13 protein-coding genes are annotated in these 15617 nt (G+C 71.8%); 8 read left to right on the forward strand and 5 right to left on the reverse strand.

Translation table 11 applies throughout. The features are described 5' to 3' along the window. The first annotated feature begins 18 nt into the window (after nt 1–18). The 7 genes from lnt (at nt 19) to ASF44_RS06525 (ending at nt 7676) form a co-directional block, all read left to right on the forward strand. The gene (gene lnt / locus ASF44_RS06495) at nt 19–1533 is read left to right on the forward strand and encodes an apolipoprotein N-acyltransferase (RefSeq protein ID WP_082524576.1); all 1515 of its coding nucleotides are present in this window, start codon (nt 19–21) and stop codon (nt 1531–1533) included. Between the two features lie 72 nt (nt 1534–1605). After that, complete coding sequence (glyQ, locus tag ASF44_RS06500; protein ID WP_056898390.1) at nt 1606–2520, forward strand: glycine--tRNA ligase subunit alpha; 915 nt, start codon at nt 1606–1608, stop codon at nt 2518–2520. A 2-nt stretch (nt 2521–2522) separates the two neighbouring features. After that, entirely contained in the window at nt 2523–4640 is a 2118-nt protein-coding gene (gene glyS, locus ASF44_RS06505) for a glycine--tRNA ligase subunit beta (protein ID WP_056898391.1), read from the forward strand. 9 nt (nt 4641–4649) lie between these two features. Continuing rightward, nucleotides 4650–5237, forward strand: coding sequence for a D-glycero-beta-D-manno-heptose 1,7-bisphosphate 7-phosphatase (gene gmhB / locus ASF44_RS06510; RefSeq protein WP_056898392.1), 588 nt, complete (start codon nt 4650–4652; stop codon nt 5235–5237). A gap of 165 nt (nt 5238–5402) precedes the next feature. After that, the gene (locus tag ASF44_RS06515; RefSeq protein ID WP_369820904.1) at nt 5403–6179 is read left to right on the forward strand and encodes a lysophospholipid acyltransferase family protein; all 777 of its coding nucleotides are present in this window, start codon (nt 5403–5405) and stop codon (nt 6177–6179) included. Beyond that, nucleotides 6176–7030, forward strand: coding sequence for a M48 family metallopeptidase (locus ASF44_RS06520; protein ID WP_056898393.1), 855 nt, complete (start codon nt 6176–6178; stop codon nt 7028–7030). The genes ASF44_RS06515 and ASF44_RS06520 overlap by 4 nt, the downstream gene beginning before the upstream one ends. A gap of 25 nt (nt 7031–7055) precedes the next feature. After that, a complete protein-coding gene (locus ASF44_RS06525) occupies nt 7056–7676 on the forward strand; it encodes a hypothetical protein (protein WP_056898394.1) in 621 nt (206 codons plus the stop codon). A gap of 51 nt (nt 7677–7727) precedes the next feature. Here ASF44_RS06525 and ASF44_RS06530 read toward each other — a convergent pair whose 3' ends face one another. Together ASF44_RS06530 and ASF44_RS06535 are read right to left on the reverse strand one after the other, a co-directional pair. After that, nucleotides 7728–9851, reverse strand: a complete 2124-nt coding sequence (locus ASF44_RS06530; RefSeq protein WP_056898395.1) for an FUSC family membrane protein — start codon at nt 9849–9851, stop codon at nt 7728–7730. Nucleotides 9852–9912: 61 nt separating this feature from the next. Next, nucleotides 9913–10833: a LysR family transcriptional regulator gene (locus ASF44_RS06535; protein ID WP_056898396.1), complete on the reverse strand. Its 921-nt coding sequence runs from the start codon at nt 10831–10833 to the stop codon at nt 9913–9915. 109 nt (nt 10834–10942) lie between these two features. Between ASF44_RS06535 and ASF44_RS06540 the strand changes: the two genes are divergently transcribed. Further along, nucleotides 10943–12202: an MFS transporter gene (locus tag ASF44_RS06540; RefSeq protein WP_056898397.1), complete on the forward strand. Its 1260-nt coding sequence runs from the start codon at nt 10943–10945 to the stop codon at nt 12200–12202. 7 nt (nt 12203–12209) lie between these two features. Here the strand turns inward: ASF44_RS06540 and uraD are convergent, their stop codons facing one another. From uraD to ASF44_RS06555, 3 genes are read right to left on the reverse strand one after another with little or no spacing between them, the layout of a single operon-like run. Further along, a complete protein-coding gene (gene uraD / locus ASF44_RS06545; protein ID WP_056898398.1) occupies nt 12210–13082 on the reverse strand; it encodes a 2-oxo-4-hydroxy-4-carboxy-5-ureidoimidazoline decarboxylase in 873 nt (290 codons plus the stop codon). After that, nucleotides 13082–14074 (reverse strand): ABC transporter substrate-binding protein, encoded by a 993-nt coding sequence (locus ASF44_RS06550; RefSeq protein ID WP_056898399.1) that lies wholly within the window; start codon nt 14072–14074, stop codon nt 13082–13084. Before ASF44_RS06550 ends, uraD begins: the two co-directional genes overlap by 1 nt. 19 nt (nt 14075–14093) lie before the next feature. Continuing rightward, the gene (locus tag ASF44_RS06555) at nt 14094–15593 is read right to left on the reverse strand and encodes a tripartite tricarboxylate transporter permease (protein WP_056898400.1); all 1500 of its coding nucleotides are present in this window, start codon (nt 15591–15593) and stop codon (nt 14094–14096) included. Between the last annotated feature and the right edge of the window lie 24 nt (nt 15594–15617).

The raw sequence follows: 15617 nt of genomic DNA on the forward strand, positions 1-15617 counted from the left end.
CCAGGCGCCTGGGTGGCCATGGCGGGCGCGCTGGTGGCCGGCGGAGCGCATGCGCTGTCCATCGCCGCGCCCTGGGACGGGCAGCCGCAGTGGTGGCTGCAGCTGTTCGCGCTCGAAGTGCTGGTGCGCCTGGTCGACGGCGCGCCCAGCGTGCGCGCCGCAGCGCTGCGCGGCTTCCTGTTCGCGCTGGCCTGGCTCGGCGGCACCTTCTGGTGGCTGTTCATCTCGTTGCATGTCTATGGCGGACTGCCGGCCGTGCTCGCGGTGCTGTCGGTGGCGGCGCTGGCCGCGCTGCTGGCCCTGTACTACGCGCTGGCAGCGGGCGTCGCGCGCCACTGCAAGCTCCAGCATCCGCTGGCCCGCGCCGCGCTGTGGGCTGCGCTGTGGACGCTGGCCGAACTGTGCCGCGGCCAGCTGTTCACCGGCTTCCCCTGGGGTGCGGCGGGCTATGCACATGTGGGCGGGCCACTGGCCGCCTTCGCGCCCTGGGTCGGCGTCTACGGCATCACGGCCATCGCCGCGCTGTCGGCTTCGCTGCTGGCCTCGGTCGCCGCGTCGGCGCAGGGCCGCTGGACCGCTGCCACCGGGCTGCTCGCCGTGGTGCTGCTGTCGGCCGGACTGGGCCGCGTCCAGCCGGCCGCGGACAGCGCCGTGATCGCCCAGCCACTGCGCGTGAGCCTGCTGCAGGGCAACATTCCGCAGGACGTGAAGTTCGAGCCCGGCGTCGGCATCGAGCAGTCGCTGCAGTGGTATGGCCAGCAGCTCAACCTGGCGTCGACACCGCTGGTGGTCGCGCCGGAAACCGCGCTGCCGCTGCTGCCCGAGCAACTGCCCATCGGCTACTGGCACGCCCTGCAGGCGCGCTTCGCGTCGGGCGGGCAGACCGCGCTGATCGGCATGCCCATGGGCGACATGCGCACCGGCTACATCAATGCCGCCGTGGGCTTCGCGCCGGGACGGAACACGCACTACGAATACGCCAAGCACCACCTGGTGCCGTTCGGGGAATTCATCCCGCCGCTGTTCCGCTGGTTCACCGAGATGATGCACATCCCGCTGGGCGACTTCCGCCGTGGCGACGTGGGCCAGGCCTCGATGGTGCTGGGCGCGCAGCGGCTGGCGCCCAACATCTGCTACGAGGATCTGTTCGGCGAGGAACTGGCGGCGCGCTTTCGCGACCCGGCCACGGCGCCGACGATCTTCGTCAACATGAGCAACATCGCCTGGTTCGGCGACAGCATCGCCATCGACCAGCATCTGGCCATCTCGCGCATGCGCGCGCTGGAGTTCCGCCGCCCCATGCTGCGCGCCACCAACACCGGCGCGACCGCCATCGTCGACGCGCAGGGCCAGGTCACGCACGCGCTGCCGCGCCTCACGCGCGACGTGCTGACCGGCGAGGTCCACGGCCGCACCGACATCACGCCGTTCGCCTGGTGGGCCGGCCGCTTCGGCCTGGCGCCGCTGTGGGGCCTGGCGCTGGCCACCGTGGCGCTGGCGCTCTGGCACGGACGGCGCAGGCAGCGCCCGTAGAATCTGCGGTTTGCGCGCCCACGGCGCGCCGCCTTCGACCCCATTGCCGGCCTGCGGCCCGGCTCCGCATCGATGCTGTCATTCCAACAAATCATCCTCAAGCTGCAGACGTACTGGGCCGAGCAAGGCTGTGCACTGCTCCAGCCCTATGACATGGAAGTGGGCGCGGGCACCTCGCACACCGCCACCTTCCTGCGCGCGCTCGGCCCCGAGCCGTGGAAGGCTGCCTATGTGCAGCCCAGCCGCCGCCCCAAGGACGGCCGCTACGGCGAGAACCCGAACCGGCTGCAGCACTACTACCAATACCAGGTAGTGCTCAAGCCCGCCCCCAGCAACATCCTGGAGCTGTACCTGGGCTCGCTGGAGGCGCTGGGCTTCGACCTCAGGAAGAACGACATCCGCTTCGTCGAGGACGACTGGGAGAACCCCACGCTGGGCGCCTGGGGCCTGGGCTGGGAGGTCTGGCTCAACGGCATGGAGGTGACGCAGTTCACCTACTTCCAGCAGGTCGGCGGCATCGACTGCAAGCCCATCACGGGCGAGATCACCTATGGGCTGGAGCGCCTGGCCATGTACCTGCAGGGCGTGGACAACGTCTACAACCTCCAGTGGACCGAGGGCCTCAGCTACGGCGACGTCTACAAGCAGAACGAGGTGGAGCAGTCCACCTACAACTTCGAGCACTCCGACGCCGACTTCCTGTTCACGGCCTTCGCCGCGCACGAGAAGCAGGCCAAGCACCTCATGGCGCAGCAGCTCGCGTTGCCGGCCTACGAGCAGGTGCTCAAGGGCGCGCACAGCTTCAACCTGCTGGACGCGCGCGGCGCCATCAGCGTGACCGAACGTGCCGCCTACATCGGCCGCATCCGCAACCTCGCGCGCGCCGTGGCGCAGAGCTACGTGGACAGCCGCGAGCGCCTGGGCTACCCGATGGCACCGCGCGAATGGGTCGCGCAGATCCCGAAGAAAGACAAGGCGGCGGCCTGAACATGACTGCACAGAACCTTCTCGTTGAACTGTTCGTCGAAGAACTGCCGCCCAAGGCCCTGCGCAAGCTCGGCGATGCCTTCGCCGGCCAACTGCTGGAGCAGCTGCGCGCACAGGGCCTGGCCGGCGCCGATGCGCAGCTGACCGCGTTCGCCTCGCCACGCCGCCTGGCGGCCCACGTCACCGGCGTGCTCGCACGGGCGGCCGACAAGCCGCAGTCGACCAAGCTCATGCCCGTCTCCGTGGGCCTCACGGCCGACGGCCAGCCCACGCCCGCGCTGCTCAAGCGCCTGGCGGCGCTGGGCGCCGACGCATCGGCCGTGCCGCAGCTCAAGCGCGCGCCCGACGGCAAGGCCGAAGCCCTGTTCTTCGACAGCGTGCAGGCCGGCGTCTCGTTGGCCGAAGGCCTGCAGAAGGCGCTGCTCGACGCCATCGCCAAGCTGCCCATTCCCAAGCTCATGAGCTACCAGCTCGAATCCGGCTGCGAACTGCCGGGCTGGACCAGCGTGAGCTTCGTGCGCCCGGCCCATGGCCTGGTGGCGCTGCACGGCAGCGAGGTCGTGCCGGTCACGGTGCTGGGCCTGCAGGCCGGCAACAGCACGCAGGGCCACCGCTTCGAGGCGGCCAGATCGCCCGTCGTGCTGCCGCATGCCGACCGCTATGCCGAATTGCTGGCGCAAGACGGCGCCGTGATCGCCGGCTTCGACGCACGCCGCGCCGAGATCGTGCGCCAGCTGGCGGCTGCGGCCGCGCAGGTCGGCGGTGGCGTGCGCGCCATCGAGGACGAGGCCCTGCTCGACGAAGTGACGGCCCTGGTCGAGCGCCCCAACGTGCTGGTCTGCACCTTCGAGGAAGAGTTCCTCGGCGTGCCGCAGGAGTGCCTGATCCTCACGATGAAGGCCAACCAGAAGTACTTCCCGCTGCTGGATGCGGACGGCAAGCTGACCAACCGCTTCCTGGTCGTCAGCAACATCAGCCCCGCCGATGCCAGCGCCGTCACCGGCGGCAACGAGCGCGTGGTGCGCCCGCGCTTGGCCGATGCCAAGTTCTTCTACGACCAGGACCGCAAGAAGACGCTGGCCGCCCGCGTGCCGGGGCTGGACAAGGTGGTCTACCACAACAAGCTGGGCAGCCAGGGCGAGCGCATCGCGCGCGTGCGGGCCATCGCCGGGGCCATCGCACAGCAGCTCGGCGGCGCCGAACTGGCTGCCCAGGCCGACCAGGCCGCGCAGCTGGCCAAGAGCGACCTGGTGACCGACATGGTCGGCGAGTTCCCCGAGCTGCAGGGCACCATGGGCCGCTACTACGCGCTCAACGACGGCCTGCCGCTCTTCGTGGCCGACGCCATCGAGGACCACTACAAGCCGCGCTTCGCCGGCGACGCGCTGCCGCGCAACGACGTGGGCGTGGTGGTCGCGCTGGCCGACAAGCTGGAGACGCTGGTCGGCATGTTCGGCATCGGGAACCTGCCCACGGGCGACCGCGACCCGTTCGCGCTGCGCCGCCACGCGCTGGGCGTGCTGCGCATGCTGTCCGAGAAGAACCTGCCGCTGGCGCCCGAGGCACTCGTGCGCGCCGCCGTGCCGGCCTTCGGCGACAAGATCCAGGATCCGACCGAGGCCTTGCTGGGCTTCCTCGACGAGCGCCTGGCCGGCAGCCTGCGCGAGCAGGGCTACAGCGCCCAGGAGGTCGATGCCGTGCTGGCACTGCGCCCCGAGCGCCTGGGCGAGGTGCCCAAGCGCCTGGCCGCTGTGCGCGCCTTCACCGCGCTGCCCGAGGCCGCAGCCCTGGCCGCTGCCAACAAGCGCGTGTCCAACATCCTCAAGAAGGCCGGCGAGGTGGACGCGCACGTCAGCGCTCTGCTGCTGCAAGAGCCTGCCGAGAAAGAGCTGTACGCCGCCCTGCAGCGCATCGCCCCTGCAGCCGACGCGCAGTTCGAGGCCGGCGACTACACCGCCTCGCTGCAGAGCCTGGCCGCGCTGCGCGCACCGGTGGACGCCTTCTTCGACGGCGTGATGGTCAACGCCGAGCAGACCGACCTGCGGCTGAACCGCCAGGGCCTGCTCAAGTCCCTGCATGCGGCCATGAACCGCGTGGCCGACCTGTCCCGGCTCGCCTAGACCCGCGCCATGAAACTGGTCATCCTCGACCGCGACGGCACCATCAACGTCGACAGCGACGAGTTCGTCAAGTCGCCCGACGAATGGCAGCCTCTGCCCGGCGCGCTCGAAGCCATCGCCAGGCTCAACCATGCCGGCTGGCATGTGGTGGTCGCCACCAACCAATCGGGCCTGGGCCGTGGCCTGTTCGACGTGGTCTCGCTCAACGCCATCCACACCAAGATGCACAAGGCGCTGGCCGCACTGGGTGGCCGCATCGACGCGGTGTTCTATTGCCCGCACACGCCCGATAACCACTGCGCCTGCCGCAAGCCGCAGCCCGGCCTGTTCCAGCAGATCGGCGAGCGCCTGGGCGTGGACCTCAAGGACGTGCCCACGGCCGGCGACAGCGCGCGCGACCTGCAGGCCGGCGTCGCGGCCGGCTGCGAGCCGCACCTGGTGCTGACGGGCAAGTCCGCGGCCTGGCGCGACCAGGGCACGCCACCGCCATTGCCCGTGGACTTCCCCGCCAACACCATCGTGCACCTGGACCTCGCGGCCTTCGCGGAGTTCCTGACCGCGCGCGAGCTGCTGCAACGCCCCGCCCCCGCGCCATGAGAAAAAAAGCCCCCACGCTCCCCCGCTGCGCGAGGTCCGCTGCCCCCCGAGGGGGCGCTTCTCATCTTGGGGCGGCCCGGCGATGAAAAAGACCCCCACGCTCCCCCGCTGCGCGAGGTCCGCTGCCCCCCGATGGGGCGCTTCTCATCTTGGGGCGGCCCGGCGATGAGAAACGGCCTATCCGCCAGCGCCTGGCTGCTGGCCTTCGTGCGCTCGGTGCTGCACCTGCTGTGGATGGTGCTCACCATCGTGCCCTGGGCCACGTTCGCGATCCTTGCCTCGCTGTTCGTGAGCCCCACGCGCATGTACTGGATCTGCGCGGGCTGGCTCAAGAACGCGGTCAACAGCGGCCAGTGGATCCTGGGCATCCGCAACCGCATCACGGGCTACGAGAACCTGCCCTATGGCGAACTCGACGCCGCCGTGCTGCTGGTCAAGCACCAGTCGACCTGGGAGACGCTGGTGATGCCGGCCATCATGCCGCACCCGCTGGCCTACGTGTTCAAGCGCGAGCTGCTCTACATCCCCTTCTTCGGCTGGTCCATGGCGCGCATGGACATGATCCACATCGACCGCTCGCAGGGCGCGCGCGCCTTCGCCAAGGTCGTGCAGCAGGGGCGCCGGCTGCTCAAGCAGGGCAACTGGGTCATCATGTTCCCCGAGGGCACGCGCATCCCGCGCGGCGGCGTGGGCAACTACAAGTCCGGCGGCACGCGGCTGGCGATCGCCTGCGGCGCGCCCGTGGTGCCGATCGCCGTGACCTCGGCCAAGTGCTGGCCGCGCAAGGCCTTCGTCAAGCGGCCCGGCATCGTCGACATCTCCATCGGCAAGCCGATCCCCACCGAAGGCCGCCAGGCCGACGAACTCATGCGCGAGGTGCAGGCCTGGATCGAGGCCGAGATGCACCGGCTCGATCCCGACGCCTACCCGGGGCTCAAGTGAAGCCCCTGGTCCAGCTGGCGCTCGACTTCTTCGCGCCGCCCGCCCACCAGCCCCTGGTGCCCCGGGTGCCACCGGCGGCGCTGCCGGACAGTGCGACCGCCGTGCGCTTCTCGCATCCGCAGGCGAACCGCCAGGCCCTGCTCGGCCCGGCGGTCGTCGACTACCTGTTCAAGCGCGCCAAGCGGCGCAGCATCGGCTTCGTGATCGCGGCCGATGGCCTGGTCGTCAGCGCGCCGCGCTGGGTGCCGCTGGCGGAGATCGACACGGCCGTGCGCGACAAGGGCGGCTGGATCCTGCGCAAGCTCGGCGAGGCCCAGGCGCGCCAGCAGCGCATGGCGCAGGCCCGCATCGTCTGGCAGGACGGCGCCGAGCTGCCCTTCCTGGGCCGGAGCATCCGCCTCGAACTCGACCCCAGCCACCGCTTCGCCGGCAGCGGCGGTGCCGCGCTGGACGCCGAGCGCGGCGTGCTGCAGCTGGCCCTGGCCGGCAGCGCCGCGCCCGAGCAGATCCGCGATGCCGTGCAGGCCTGGCTCATGCGCCAGGCCAAGCACCTGTTCACCGAACGCTTGCAGCATTACGCGCCGCAGCTCGGCGTGCAATGGACCCGGCTCACCCTGTCCAGCGCCGGAACGCGCTGGGGCAGCGCCAGCAGCAGCGGCGCCATCCGGCTGAACTGGCGGCTGGTCCACATGCGCCTGTCCATCATCGACTACGTGGTCGTGCACGAACTGAGCCACCTGCGCGTGATGGACCACAGCCCCCGCTTCTGGGACACGGTGGCCTCCATCGTGCCCGACTACGCCGCGCTGCGCGGCCAACTCAAGGACGAGCCCATCCCCCAATGGCCATGAATCCCCCCGACCGGAACGCCCGCCCATGACCGAACTCCTGCTGCTGCTGGCCGTGCTGGGCGTCGCCGCGCAGGTGCGCAAGACGCGCGAGCAGCAGGCCCGCGTGGCCCTGCTCGCGCAGTACCTGCGCCCCTACCAGATCGAACAGCAGATGGAAGCGCTGACCGACGGCTACCTGCGCTGGCTTGGCGAGGCCGACGAAGAGCGTGCGCGCCAGGTGCGCGGCGTGCTGGCCGGCACCGAGCAGCAACTGGCCGGCCAGTTCCAGCGCTTTGCCACCGACGTGGCCGGCATGCCCGCGCCGCAGGCCCAGGTCAGCAAGCTGCCGATGTGGATTCCCTGGGCGCAGCAGCTGCTGCCGCGCTACCGCATGTTCGACGTGCGCGAGGCCTTCAAGATCCATGCGCGCGGCATCGCCGAGGTGGCGGCCAATACCGCGGGCCTGGGCGACAAGAGCCTGGCGCGCCGCATGATGGCCGAGCTGCTGCTCATGCAGCACACCTGCCACTGGTTCTGCCGCTCCAAGGCCGTGGCCGATGCGCGCCTGGTGCTGCGCCACCAGACCGCCTGGCAGCAGGCGCTGGACACGGCCTCGCCGCAGACCGCGCGCGACTACCGCGAACTGCTGGGCCTGCCTTCGGCGTGATGCCGGCCTGAGCCTGGATCCGGCAGTGGGCCGCGCGCATCCAGGCTGATTTCAGCCGCGCCGGCCCGCGGCCTGCACGGCCACCGACGCCTGCCGCACCCCGCGCGCGCCCTGCACCACGAGCTGCAGGCGGCGCTGCAGCCAGGGCAGCAGCGGCGCCTGCGGATCGGGCCAGCCCAGGCCCGCATCGGCCAGACCGCCCACGCCGGCCTCCACCGTGCCGGCCAGCACGCCGGCCACTTCGGCCTGCGCCGCCACCAGCGCCTGGCGCGCCGACGGCTCGTCGAGCCGCTCGCGCCGGCGCTCGAGCATCGTGCGCACGGCCGACAACTGCGCCAGCAGCACATGGCAGCGCGTGAGCAGCGTGGCCATGGCCGGCACCGGCAGCTGCACGCGCGTGGGCTCGGCATGGCTGCGCTGGGCGCTCGCGGCAATGGAGCCGATGGCCTCGTAGAACTCGCGCCGCGCCAGCCGCAACGCCAGGTCGGACTCGCCGGGCTCGGGCCAGCGCAGCACCTCCACCGTGAGCACGCGCGCGGCCTCCTGCACGCGTGCGACCAGGCGCGTCAGGCTGCGCCGCTCCCAGGCCGGCAGCACGTAGCAGAAGGCCCAGGCCAGCAGCGCGCCCAGCAGCGTGTCGGCCAGGCGTTCGCCGATGGCGTAGCCGCCTGCCGGGTGTGCCATGTGGGCCTGCAGCAGGGCCATCATCGTCGCCGCCGTGGCCGTGACCAGGTAGCGCACGTTGACGAAGGCATGCGCCACGCCCACCGCCAGCAGGAAGGCCGCGCCGGACAGCCAGGTCTGGCCCAGCCAGGCGAACAGCAGCACCAGCAGGCAGCCCAGCACCGTGCCGGCCACCCGCGCGTCGCGCCGGGCCAGCGTCTGGTCCAGGTTGCCGCGCAGCACCACGGCCACGCTGAGCACCAGCCAGTGCGGGTGCGAGGCCCACGGCAGCGCCAGCGCCAGGAAGTAGGCCGTGCCCAGCGCCGCGGCGCTGCGGATCGCCTGGCGCAGGATGGGCGACGACAGCCGCCGGTGCGGCGCCAGCGCGGCCAGCGGCCAGCCCTCGGGCGAGACGAAGAACTGCAGTTCGGCCGCGCTCAAGGGCGCGGGCTGGGCCTGGCCGCGCCAGGTCTGCAGCATGCGGTCCAGGTCGTCGGCGATGTGCTGGGCCCGCTCGCCCAGCGCCTGCGCCAGCGCGCTGCGGCGCGGATCGTCGGCGAAGGCGGCCAGTGCCGCCGGCAAGCCCTGGTCGCCCACCGGCGCGGCGGCCATGGGCCGGTCCCACTGCACGGCCTGCGCCAGCCAGTCCAGCGTGTCGGCCGTGGCCGCGATGCGCGCGGCCAGCGCCAGGCGCAGCCGCTCGGCCGCGGTGTCCTCGCCCAGCAGGTCCAGGTCGAGTTCGCTGCCCAGCAGCGTGTCGCGCAGCGCAATGGCGTGCAGCAGGATGGCGATCTGGCGCTGCGCGCCGGGCGCCTCGGTGGCCGAGAACAACAGGTCGCGCGCGGGTTGCAGGCGCTCGTCCAGGCCCACCTGCCGCTGCATCCAGTCCTGCAGCGGCAGCGCGCCGGCGATCTCGCGCGGGCCGGCCGAGAGCATGGCGGCCCGCGAGCGCAGCAGCGCGGCCGTGCCCTCGACGACGGCCGCCAGCGCCAGCGCGCGGTAGCGTGGCTGCAGCCAGCGCGATGCCGTCAGTGCCCAGCCCAGGTAGACCAGGCTGCCGAATGCCGTCCACAGCGCGTGCTGGGCCTGCAGCTGCCAGGGCCCGGGTGCCGGGGCCGCCATCGTGAACACGATGGCCAGCACCGGCACGAAGGAGATCGGCCCGGCGCGTGGCCCCCAGGCCAGCACCATGCCGGCGCCAAAGGCCAGCAGCGCGACCAGCCCGCCCAGCACCATGGCATGGCCACGCAAGGCGGTGACCAGCACGCTGGACAGCAGGCCCACCGCCGCGGCCAGCGCCACGCGGCGCCAGGTGCGGTGCGGCGGGTTGGGCGTGTCGGCCAGGCTGGCGTAGATGGCGCCGCCAGAGGCCAGCAGCGAGGCCTCCAGCCCGCCCAGGGCACCGGCCAGCAGCTGCACCAGCAGCACGCCCAGCGCCGTGCCGATGCCGTTCAGGCCGTACGCCGGCAGTTGCACCAGCCAGCGGCGGATGGCTTCGAGGGGGGATGTCAACGTGCAGCCTCCATGAGGCCGGCGATCTTAGAGGGTGTTTCCGGCACGGATGGACCCGCGGTCAAGCCGGCACGTGGTCCGCCCACTGCGCCTCGGGCGCGCGCATGGCCTCGGCCAGGTAGCCCACCATCGACGCGATGCGCACCGACACGGCCGATTGCTGGTGGTAGACGGCGTGGACCGGCCGCGGCCGGTGCAGCGTGGCCTGCGGCAACACCTCCACGAGCCGGCCCTGCGCGATGTCGCGCGCGGTCATGAAGTCGCTCAGGTAGGTGATGCCCATGCCCGCGATGGCCATCTGGCGCAGCGTCTCGCCGCTGGACGACAGCAGCGTGGGCGCAATGCGCGCCGGCCGCCCATCGGCATGCTGCACCGGCCACAGGTTCAGCGCCTCGGGCTGGTTGAAGCCCAGCAGCTCGTGCGCACGCAGCGCCTCGGCATCGGCCGGCGTGCCGCGGCGGGCCAGGTAGTCCGGGCTGGCCACGAGCCGGTTGCGCGCGTGGCCGAGCAGGCGGCTGTGCAGCGTCGAATCCTTGAGCTCGCCGATGCGGATGGCCAGGTCCACGCGCCGCTCCAGCAGGTCGATGAAGCCCTCGTTGCTGTTGAGCACGAGGTCCACGCCCGGGTGCAGCGCGCGGTAGCCCGGCAGCAGCGGCACCAGCACGTGCAGCATGAACGGCGAGGCCGCGTCGATGTGCAGCGGGCCGGACAGGCGCCCGCGCCGCGCCATGAGCCGGTCCTCGGCGACGCGCACCGATTCGAGGATCTGGCGCGCGTCCTGCATGAAGCCGCAGCCCTCGTCGGTCAGGTCGAGCCGCCGCGTGGTCCGGCGCAGCAGGGTGGTCTGCAGCTTCTCTTCCAGGCGCGCAAGCAGCCGGCTCGTGGTGGACACGGGCTGGCCCAGGTGCTCGGCCGCGGCGGTCAGCGAACCCGTGTCCACCACGGTCAGGAACACGGTGATCTCTTCCAGGGTCAGCTTCATCTTCTCATCCACGGCAAAAGTGTTTTCGAAATTCTGCCGTTTACCGGAAAGGTCGGCATCGCCACAATCGCCAACTCCGGGTTAACCCTAGACATCGAGCACACCCGCCATGCACACCACCACCTCCTCCACGCCCGCCGCGGACAGCGGCGGCGCCCGCAGCGCCACAGGCCCCCTGCTGGCCCTGGCGATCGGCTCCTTCGGCATCGGCACGACCGAGTTCGGGCCCATGGGCATGCTGTCGTCCATCGCCCAGGGCGTGGACGTGTCCATCCCGTCCGCCGGCCTGCTGGTCTCGGCCTACGCCATCGGCGTGACGCTGGGCGCGCCCTTCATGACGCTGTTGCTGGGCCGCTGGTCGCGGCGCAGGGCCCTGATGGTGCTGATGGCCATCTTCACGCTGGGCAACCTGCTGTCGGCGCTGGCACCCGGCTACGCCAGCCTGATGGTGGCGCGCGTGGTGACCAGCCTGACGCACGGCGCCTTCTTCGGCATCGGCGCCGTGGTCGCGGCCAGCCTGGTGCCGCCGGGCCGGCAGGCCAGCGCCGTGGCCACCATGTTCATGGGGCTGACGCTGGCCAACATCGGCGGCGTGCCGGCCGCGACCTGGCTGTCCGACAGCGTGGGCTGGCGCCAGTCCTTCGCCGCCATCGCGGTGCTGGGCGTGCTCGCCATGGTGGCGCTGCGGCTGGCCCTGCCGCGCGGCGCAGCAACCCAGGCGCGCACCGACGTGCGGGCCGAACTGCGGGTGCTCACGCGCCCCGTGGTGCTGCTGGCCATGCTGACCACCGTGCTGAGCTCGGCCGCCATGTTCTCGCTCTACACCTACATCACGCCCGCGCTGAAGAGCTTCAACGCAGCCTCGCCGGCGCTGATCACCGGGCTGCTCGCGCTGGCCGGCGTCGGCTTCACCATCGGCAATGCGCTGGGCGGCAAGCTCGCCGACCGCTCGGTCGACAAGACGCTGATGGGCTTCCTGCTGCTGATCGCGGCCAGCATGCTGGCCTTCCCGTGGCTGGCGCAGACGCAGGTCGGCGCGGCCGTGGGCGTGCTGGTCTGGGGCATCGGTGCGTTCGCCGTCGTGCCGCCGATCCAGATGCGCGTGATGCGCGCGGCGGCCGAGGCGCCGGGCCTCGCGTCCTCCGTCAACGTGGGCGCGTTCAACCTCGGCAACGCGCTGGGCGCGGCCATGGGCGCGGCCGTGCTGAGCGCCGGGCTGGGCTATGCGTCCGTCATGGTCGCGGGTGCCGGCGTGGCGGTGCTGGCGCTGTTGCTGGTGGTGTGGTCTGCGCGGCGCGGTGCAGCGGCGCAGGCGCGGCAGGACGCCGCGCGGGCGGCGCAGGCGGCACAGGTGCCGCAGTGCTGCTGACCGACCGTCAGCCCTCGCGCGCGCAGGCCACGCTGTACGCCCACGGCGCCACCGTCAGCGTGAGCCGGTAGTCGGCCTCGGGCGCATCGATGGCGAAGGCGATGGGCACGACGTCCAGCCACCCATCCGCCCCGCCCTGGCGCCGCTGGTGCTCGCCCAGGTGCAGGCGCAGTTCGTAGCGGCCCATGCGCAGCGGAGCGCCGGCCAGCAGCGGCGCGGTGCGGCCATCGCCCTGCTGCACGCCCTGGGCCAGCAAGGCGCCGTCGGCATCGTGCAGCGCCACACGCAGGCACTCGGCGGGCCGGCCGCGCTGGCTGTCCAGCACCTGCACGGCCAGGCTGCCGTGCAGGCCGTCCAGGCCGTGGCCGGCGATGCGACCGGCCAGCCGCAGCCGCGTGATGCGGCCGATCTCGGCCAGCGTGTTCGCCAGTTCGGTGCGCAGGTCGCCCGCCAGGCGTGCCTCGAAGGCCGCAAGCGCCGAGATGCGCGTGTGCCGCTTGATGCACAGGATGAACGGAAAGCCGAAGCGCGCGCGGTAGGCCGTGTTGAGCGCATCCCAGCGCGCACCGTCTTCGGCGCTGAGCGCACCCAGCGCCAGGCCACCCTGCTCGCGCACCGAGTCGGCCGTCATCTGGCCCAGCCGCGCGGCGGTGCCGGCCAGTTCCGGGTGGCCGTTGAACAGCGCCACGCGCGCGTCCTCGGGCCGCGCGGCCACGGCCGCCAGCATGGCACGGTGCAGCGCGTCGGCGCTTGCGAAGGGCCGCTGGCCGACGACGGCCGCGGCAACCCAGGGCGCGTGCTCGAACACCTCGCCCAGGTGGTCCAGGAACGTGGACGCGTCCGCCGCGTTGAGCTGCTCCAGCGAAGGCAGCGCGTCCATCACAGGGCCTGCGCCAGGGTGCGCACGCGCGCAGCGAGCGGCGGCAGGAAGCGCCCATCGAACAGGCGCGCCGCATCGGGCGCTTGCGGCAAGGCCTTGGCCCGGGCCATCAAGGCCACGGTCGCGGCCACGCGCTCGGGGTTGACCGCGCCGATGCCGATGCGCGCGCCCTCGGGGTGCGCCATCTCCAGGCCCAGCGTGCCGACTAGGCGGGCCCGGTTGGCGACGCGGTCCAGGCCGGGGTTGCGCCGCGCCACGGCGGCGATGGCCGCGTCCGGGTCGGCGACGGTGTCGGCCAGGCCCCGGTTGACGGCCCGCACCAGGCCCGCGACGGCCTGCGGGTGCCCGGCGCGCAGTGCCGGCGTGACCATCAGCGCCGCGCCGTACAGCGAGGGCACATGGTGCTGCCACTCGAAGTGGCGCAGCAGCCGGTCGGCGTCCAGCCCGGCCTCGATGGCCTGCGCGCGGATGGTGTTGACAAAGCCGAACAGCCCGTCCCAGCGGCCGGCCAGCATCAGCGGCACGATGTCCTTGTGCGGCAGATCGCAGACCTCGATGGACACGCTGTCCGGCGCGATGCCGCAGGCCGCGCAGAACTCGGGGAACATGCGCCAGGCGGCGTCGTTCGGGTGCGTGACCAGCCGCCTGCCGGCCAGGTCCTGCGGCTGGCGCACCGGGCCGGCGGCGGGCACGGCGATCGTGTAGGGCGAGCGGTTGTGCATGGCGAACACGGCCACCGGGGCTTCGTCGGGCCGGCTGGCCGCGCACTCGACCAGCGCATTCATGTCGCCGTAACCCGCGTCGTACAGGCCATCGGCCAGGCGCGGCACGGCATTGGCCAGCGTGTCGCCCTCGGTGAACTCCACGGCCAGGCCCTCCTCGCGGAAATAGCCCTTGTCCTCGGCCACGAAGAACCAGGCCTGCGGGCCGGAGTAGAAGGTGTTCAGGATGAAGCGCAGGCGCAACGGGGCCTGCACGGCGGATGTCGTCATCGGGGTCTCCTGGAAAGGATCAGTCTTCCTTGAGGGCTTCGGCGCGGGTGCGCTTCACCGAAGGCAGCGCCATGGCGGCCAGCATCAGCGCGGCGGCCAGGAGCAGGCCCGCGCTGATGGGGCGCTCGACGAAGGTCTGCGCGTCGCCGCCGGACAGCAGCATCGCGCGCTTGAAGTTCTCTTCCATCATCGGACCCAAGATGAAGCCCAGCACCAGCGGCGTGGCCTCGAAGCCGAGCTTGACCATGGCGTAGCCCAGGAGGCCGATGCCGACCGCCAGGTACACGTCCAGCGCGCGGTTGTTGATGCTGTAGATGCCGATGGCGCAGAAGAACACGATGGCCGGGTACAGCAACCGGTAGGGCACCTGCAGCAGCTTGACCCACAGGCCCACGAGCGGCAGGTTCAGCACCACCAGCATCAGGTTGCCGACCCACATGCTGGCGATCATTCCCCAGAACAGCGTGGCGTGTTCGGTCATGACCTGCGGGCCGGGCACGATGCCCTGGATGGTCATGGCGCCGGCCATCACGGCCATGATGGCGTTGGACGGCACGCCCAGCGTCAAGAGCGGGATGAACGAGGTCTGCGCGCCCGCGTTGTTGGCCGATTCGGGCGCGGCCACGCCAGCGATGGCGCCCTTGCCGAAGCGCTCGGGCGTGCGGCTGAGCTTCTTCTCCAGCGCATAGGCGCCGAACGAGGCCAGCAGCGCGCCGCCGCCGGGCAGCACACCCAGCACCGAGCCCAGCAGCGTGCCGCGCAGGATGGGGCCGACGCTCTCGCGCAGCTCCTCGCGGGTCGGCAGCAGCTCGTGCATGGGCACGGCCTGCACGGCGCGCGGCGTGTGTTCCAGGTTCAGCATGATCTCGGTCAGCCCGAACAGGCCCACCGCGATGGCCACGAAGTCGATGCCGTCGGCCAGCTCGGTGACGCCGAAGGTCAGCCGCGGCATCGGCGAGTTGGCGTCGGTGCCGGCCAGGCCCAGGAACATGCCGAACACGATCATCACCACGGCCTTGAACAGCGCGCCGTTGGCCAGCACCATGGAGCAGACCAGGCCCAGCAGCATCAGCGAGAAGTATTCGACCGGGCCGAACTTCAGCGCCAGCGCCGCCATGCCGGGGCCGAACACCGAGATCAGCAGCGTGGCCACGGTGCCCGCGACGAACGAGCCGATGGCCGCGATGGCCAGCGCCGCGCCGCCGCGGCCGTTCTGCGCCATGGCGTAGCCGTCCAGCGTGGTGGCCACCGAGTTGGCCTCGCCCGGCAGGTTGACCAGGATGGCCGTGGTCGAGCCGCCGTACTGTGCGCCGTAGTAGATGCCGGCCAGCATGATCAGCGAGGTGGCCGGCGGCAGGTGGAAGGTGATGGGCAGCAGCATGGCCATGGTGGCCACCGCGCCGATGCCGGGCAGCACGCCGATCAGCGTGCCCAGCAGCACGCCGACGAAGCAGAACAAGAGGTTCTGCGGCAGCACGGCCACCTGCAGGCCCATGGCGATGTTGGAGAGCAGTTCCATGTCAATGCCGCCCGGCCGCCCGAA

The sequence above is a fragment of the Pseudorhodoferax sp. Leaf274 genome (assembly GCF_001422445.1).
Taxonomy (GTDB): Bacteria; Pseudomonadota; Gammaproteobacteria; order Burkholderiales; family Burkholderiaceae_C; genus Pseudorhodoferax.

Excerpts from the sequence above, each read along its gene's own strand:
- lnt (WP_082524576.1), top strand. The coding sequence starts at position 19 with ATGGCGGGCGCGCTGGTGGCCGGCGGAGCGCATGCGCTGTCCATCGCC.
- glyQ (WP_056898390.1), top strand. The coding sequence starts at position 1,606 with ATGCTGTCATTCCAACAAATCATCCTCAAGCTGCAGACGTACTGGGCC.
- glyS (WP_056898391.1), top strand. The coding sequence starts at position 2,523 with ATGACTGCACAGAACCTTCTCGTTGAACTGTTCGTCGAAGAACTGCCG.
- gmhB (WP_056898392.1), top strand. The coding sequence starts at position 4,650 with ATGAAACTGGTCATCCTCGACCGCGACGGCACCATCAACGTCGACAGC.
- ASF44_RS06515 (WP_369820904.1), top strand. The coding sequence starts at position 5,403 with ATGAGAAACGGCCTATCCGCCAGCGCCTGGCTGCTGGCCTTCGTGCGC.
- ASF44_RS06525 (WP_056898394.1), top strand. The coding sequence starts at position 7,056 with ATGACCGAACTCCTGCTGCTGCTGGCCGTGCTGGGCGTCGCCGCGCAG.
- ASF44_RS06535 (WP_056898396.1), bottom strand. The coding sequence starts at position 10,833 with ATGAAGCTGACCCTGGAAGAGATCACCGTGTTCCTGACCGTGGTGGAC.
- ASF44_RS06540 (WP_056898397.1), top strand. The coding sequence starts at position 10,943 with ATGCACACCACCACCTCCTCCACGCCCGCCGCGGACAGCGGCGGCGCC.
- uraD (WP_056898398.1), bottom strand. The coding sequence starts at position 13,082 with ATGGACGCGCTGCCTTCGCTGGAGCAGCTCAACGCGGCGGACGCGTCC.
- ASF44_RS06550 (WP_056898399.1), bottom strand. The coding sequence starts at position 14,074 with ATGACGACATCCGCCGTGCAGGCCCCGTTGCGCCTGCGCTTCATCCTG.
- ASF44_RS06555 (WP_056898400.1), bottom strand. The coding sequence starts at position 15,593 with ATGGAACTGCTCTCCAACATCGCCATGGGCCTGCAGGTGGCCGTGCTG.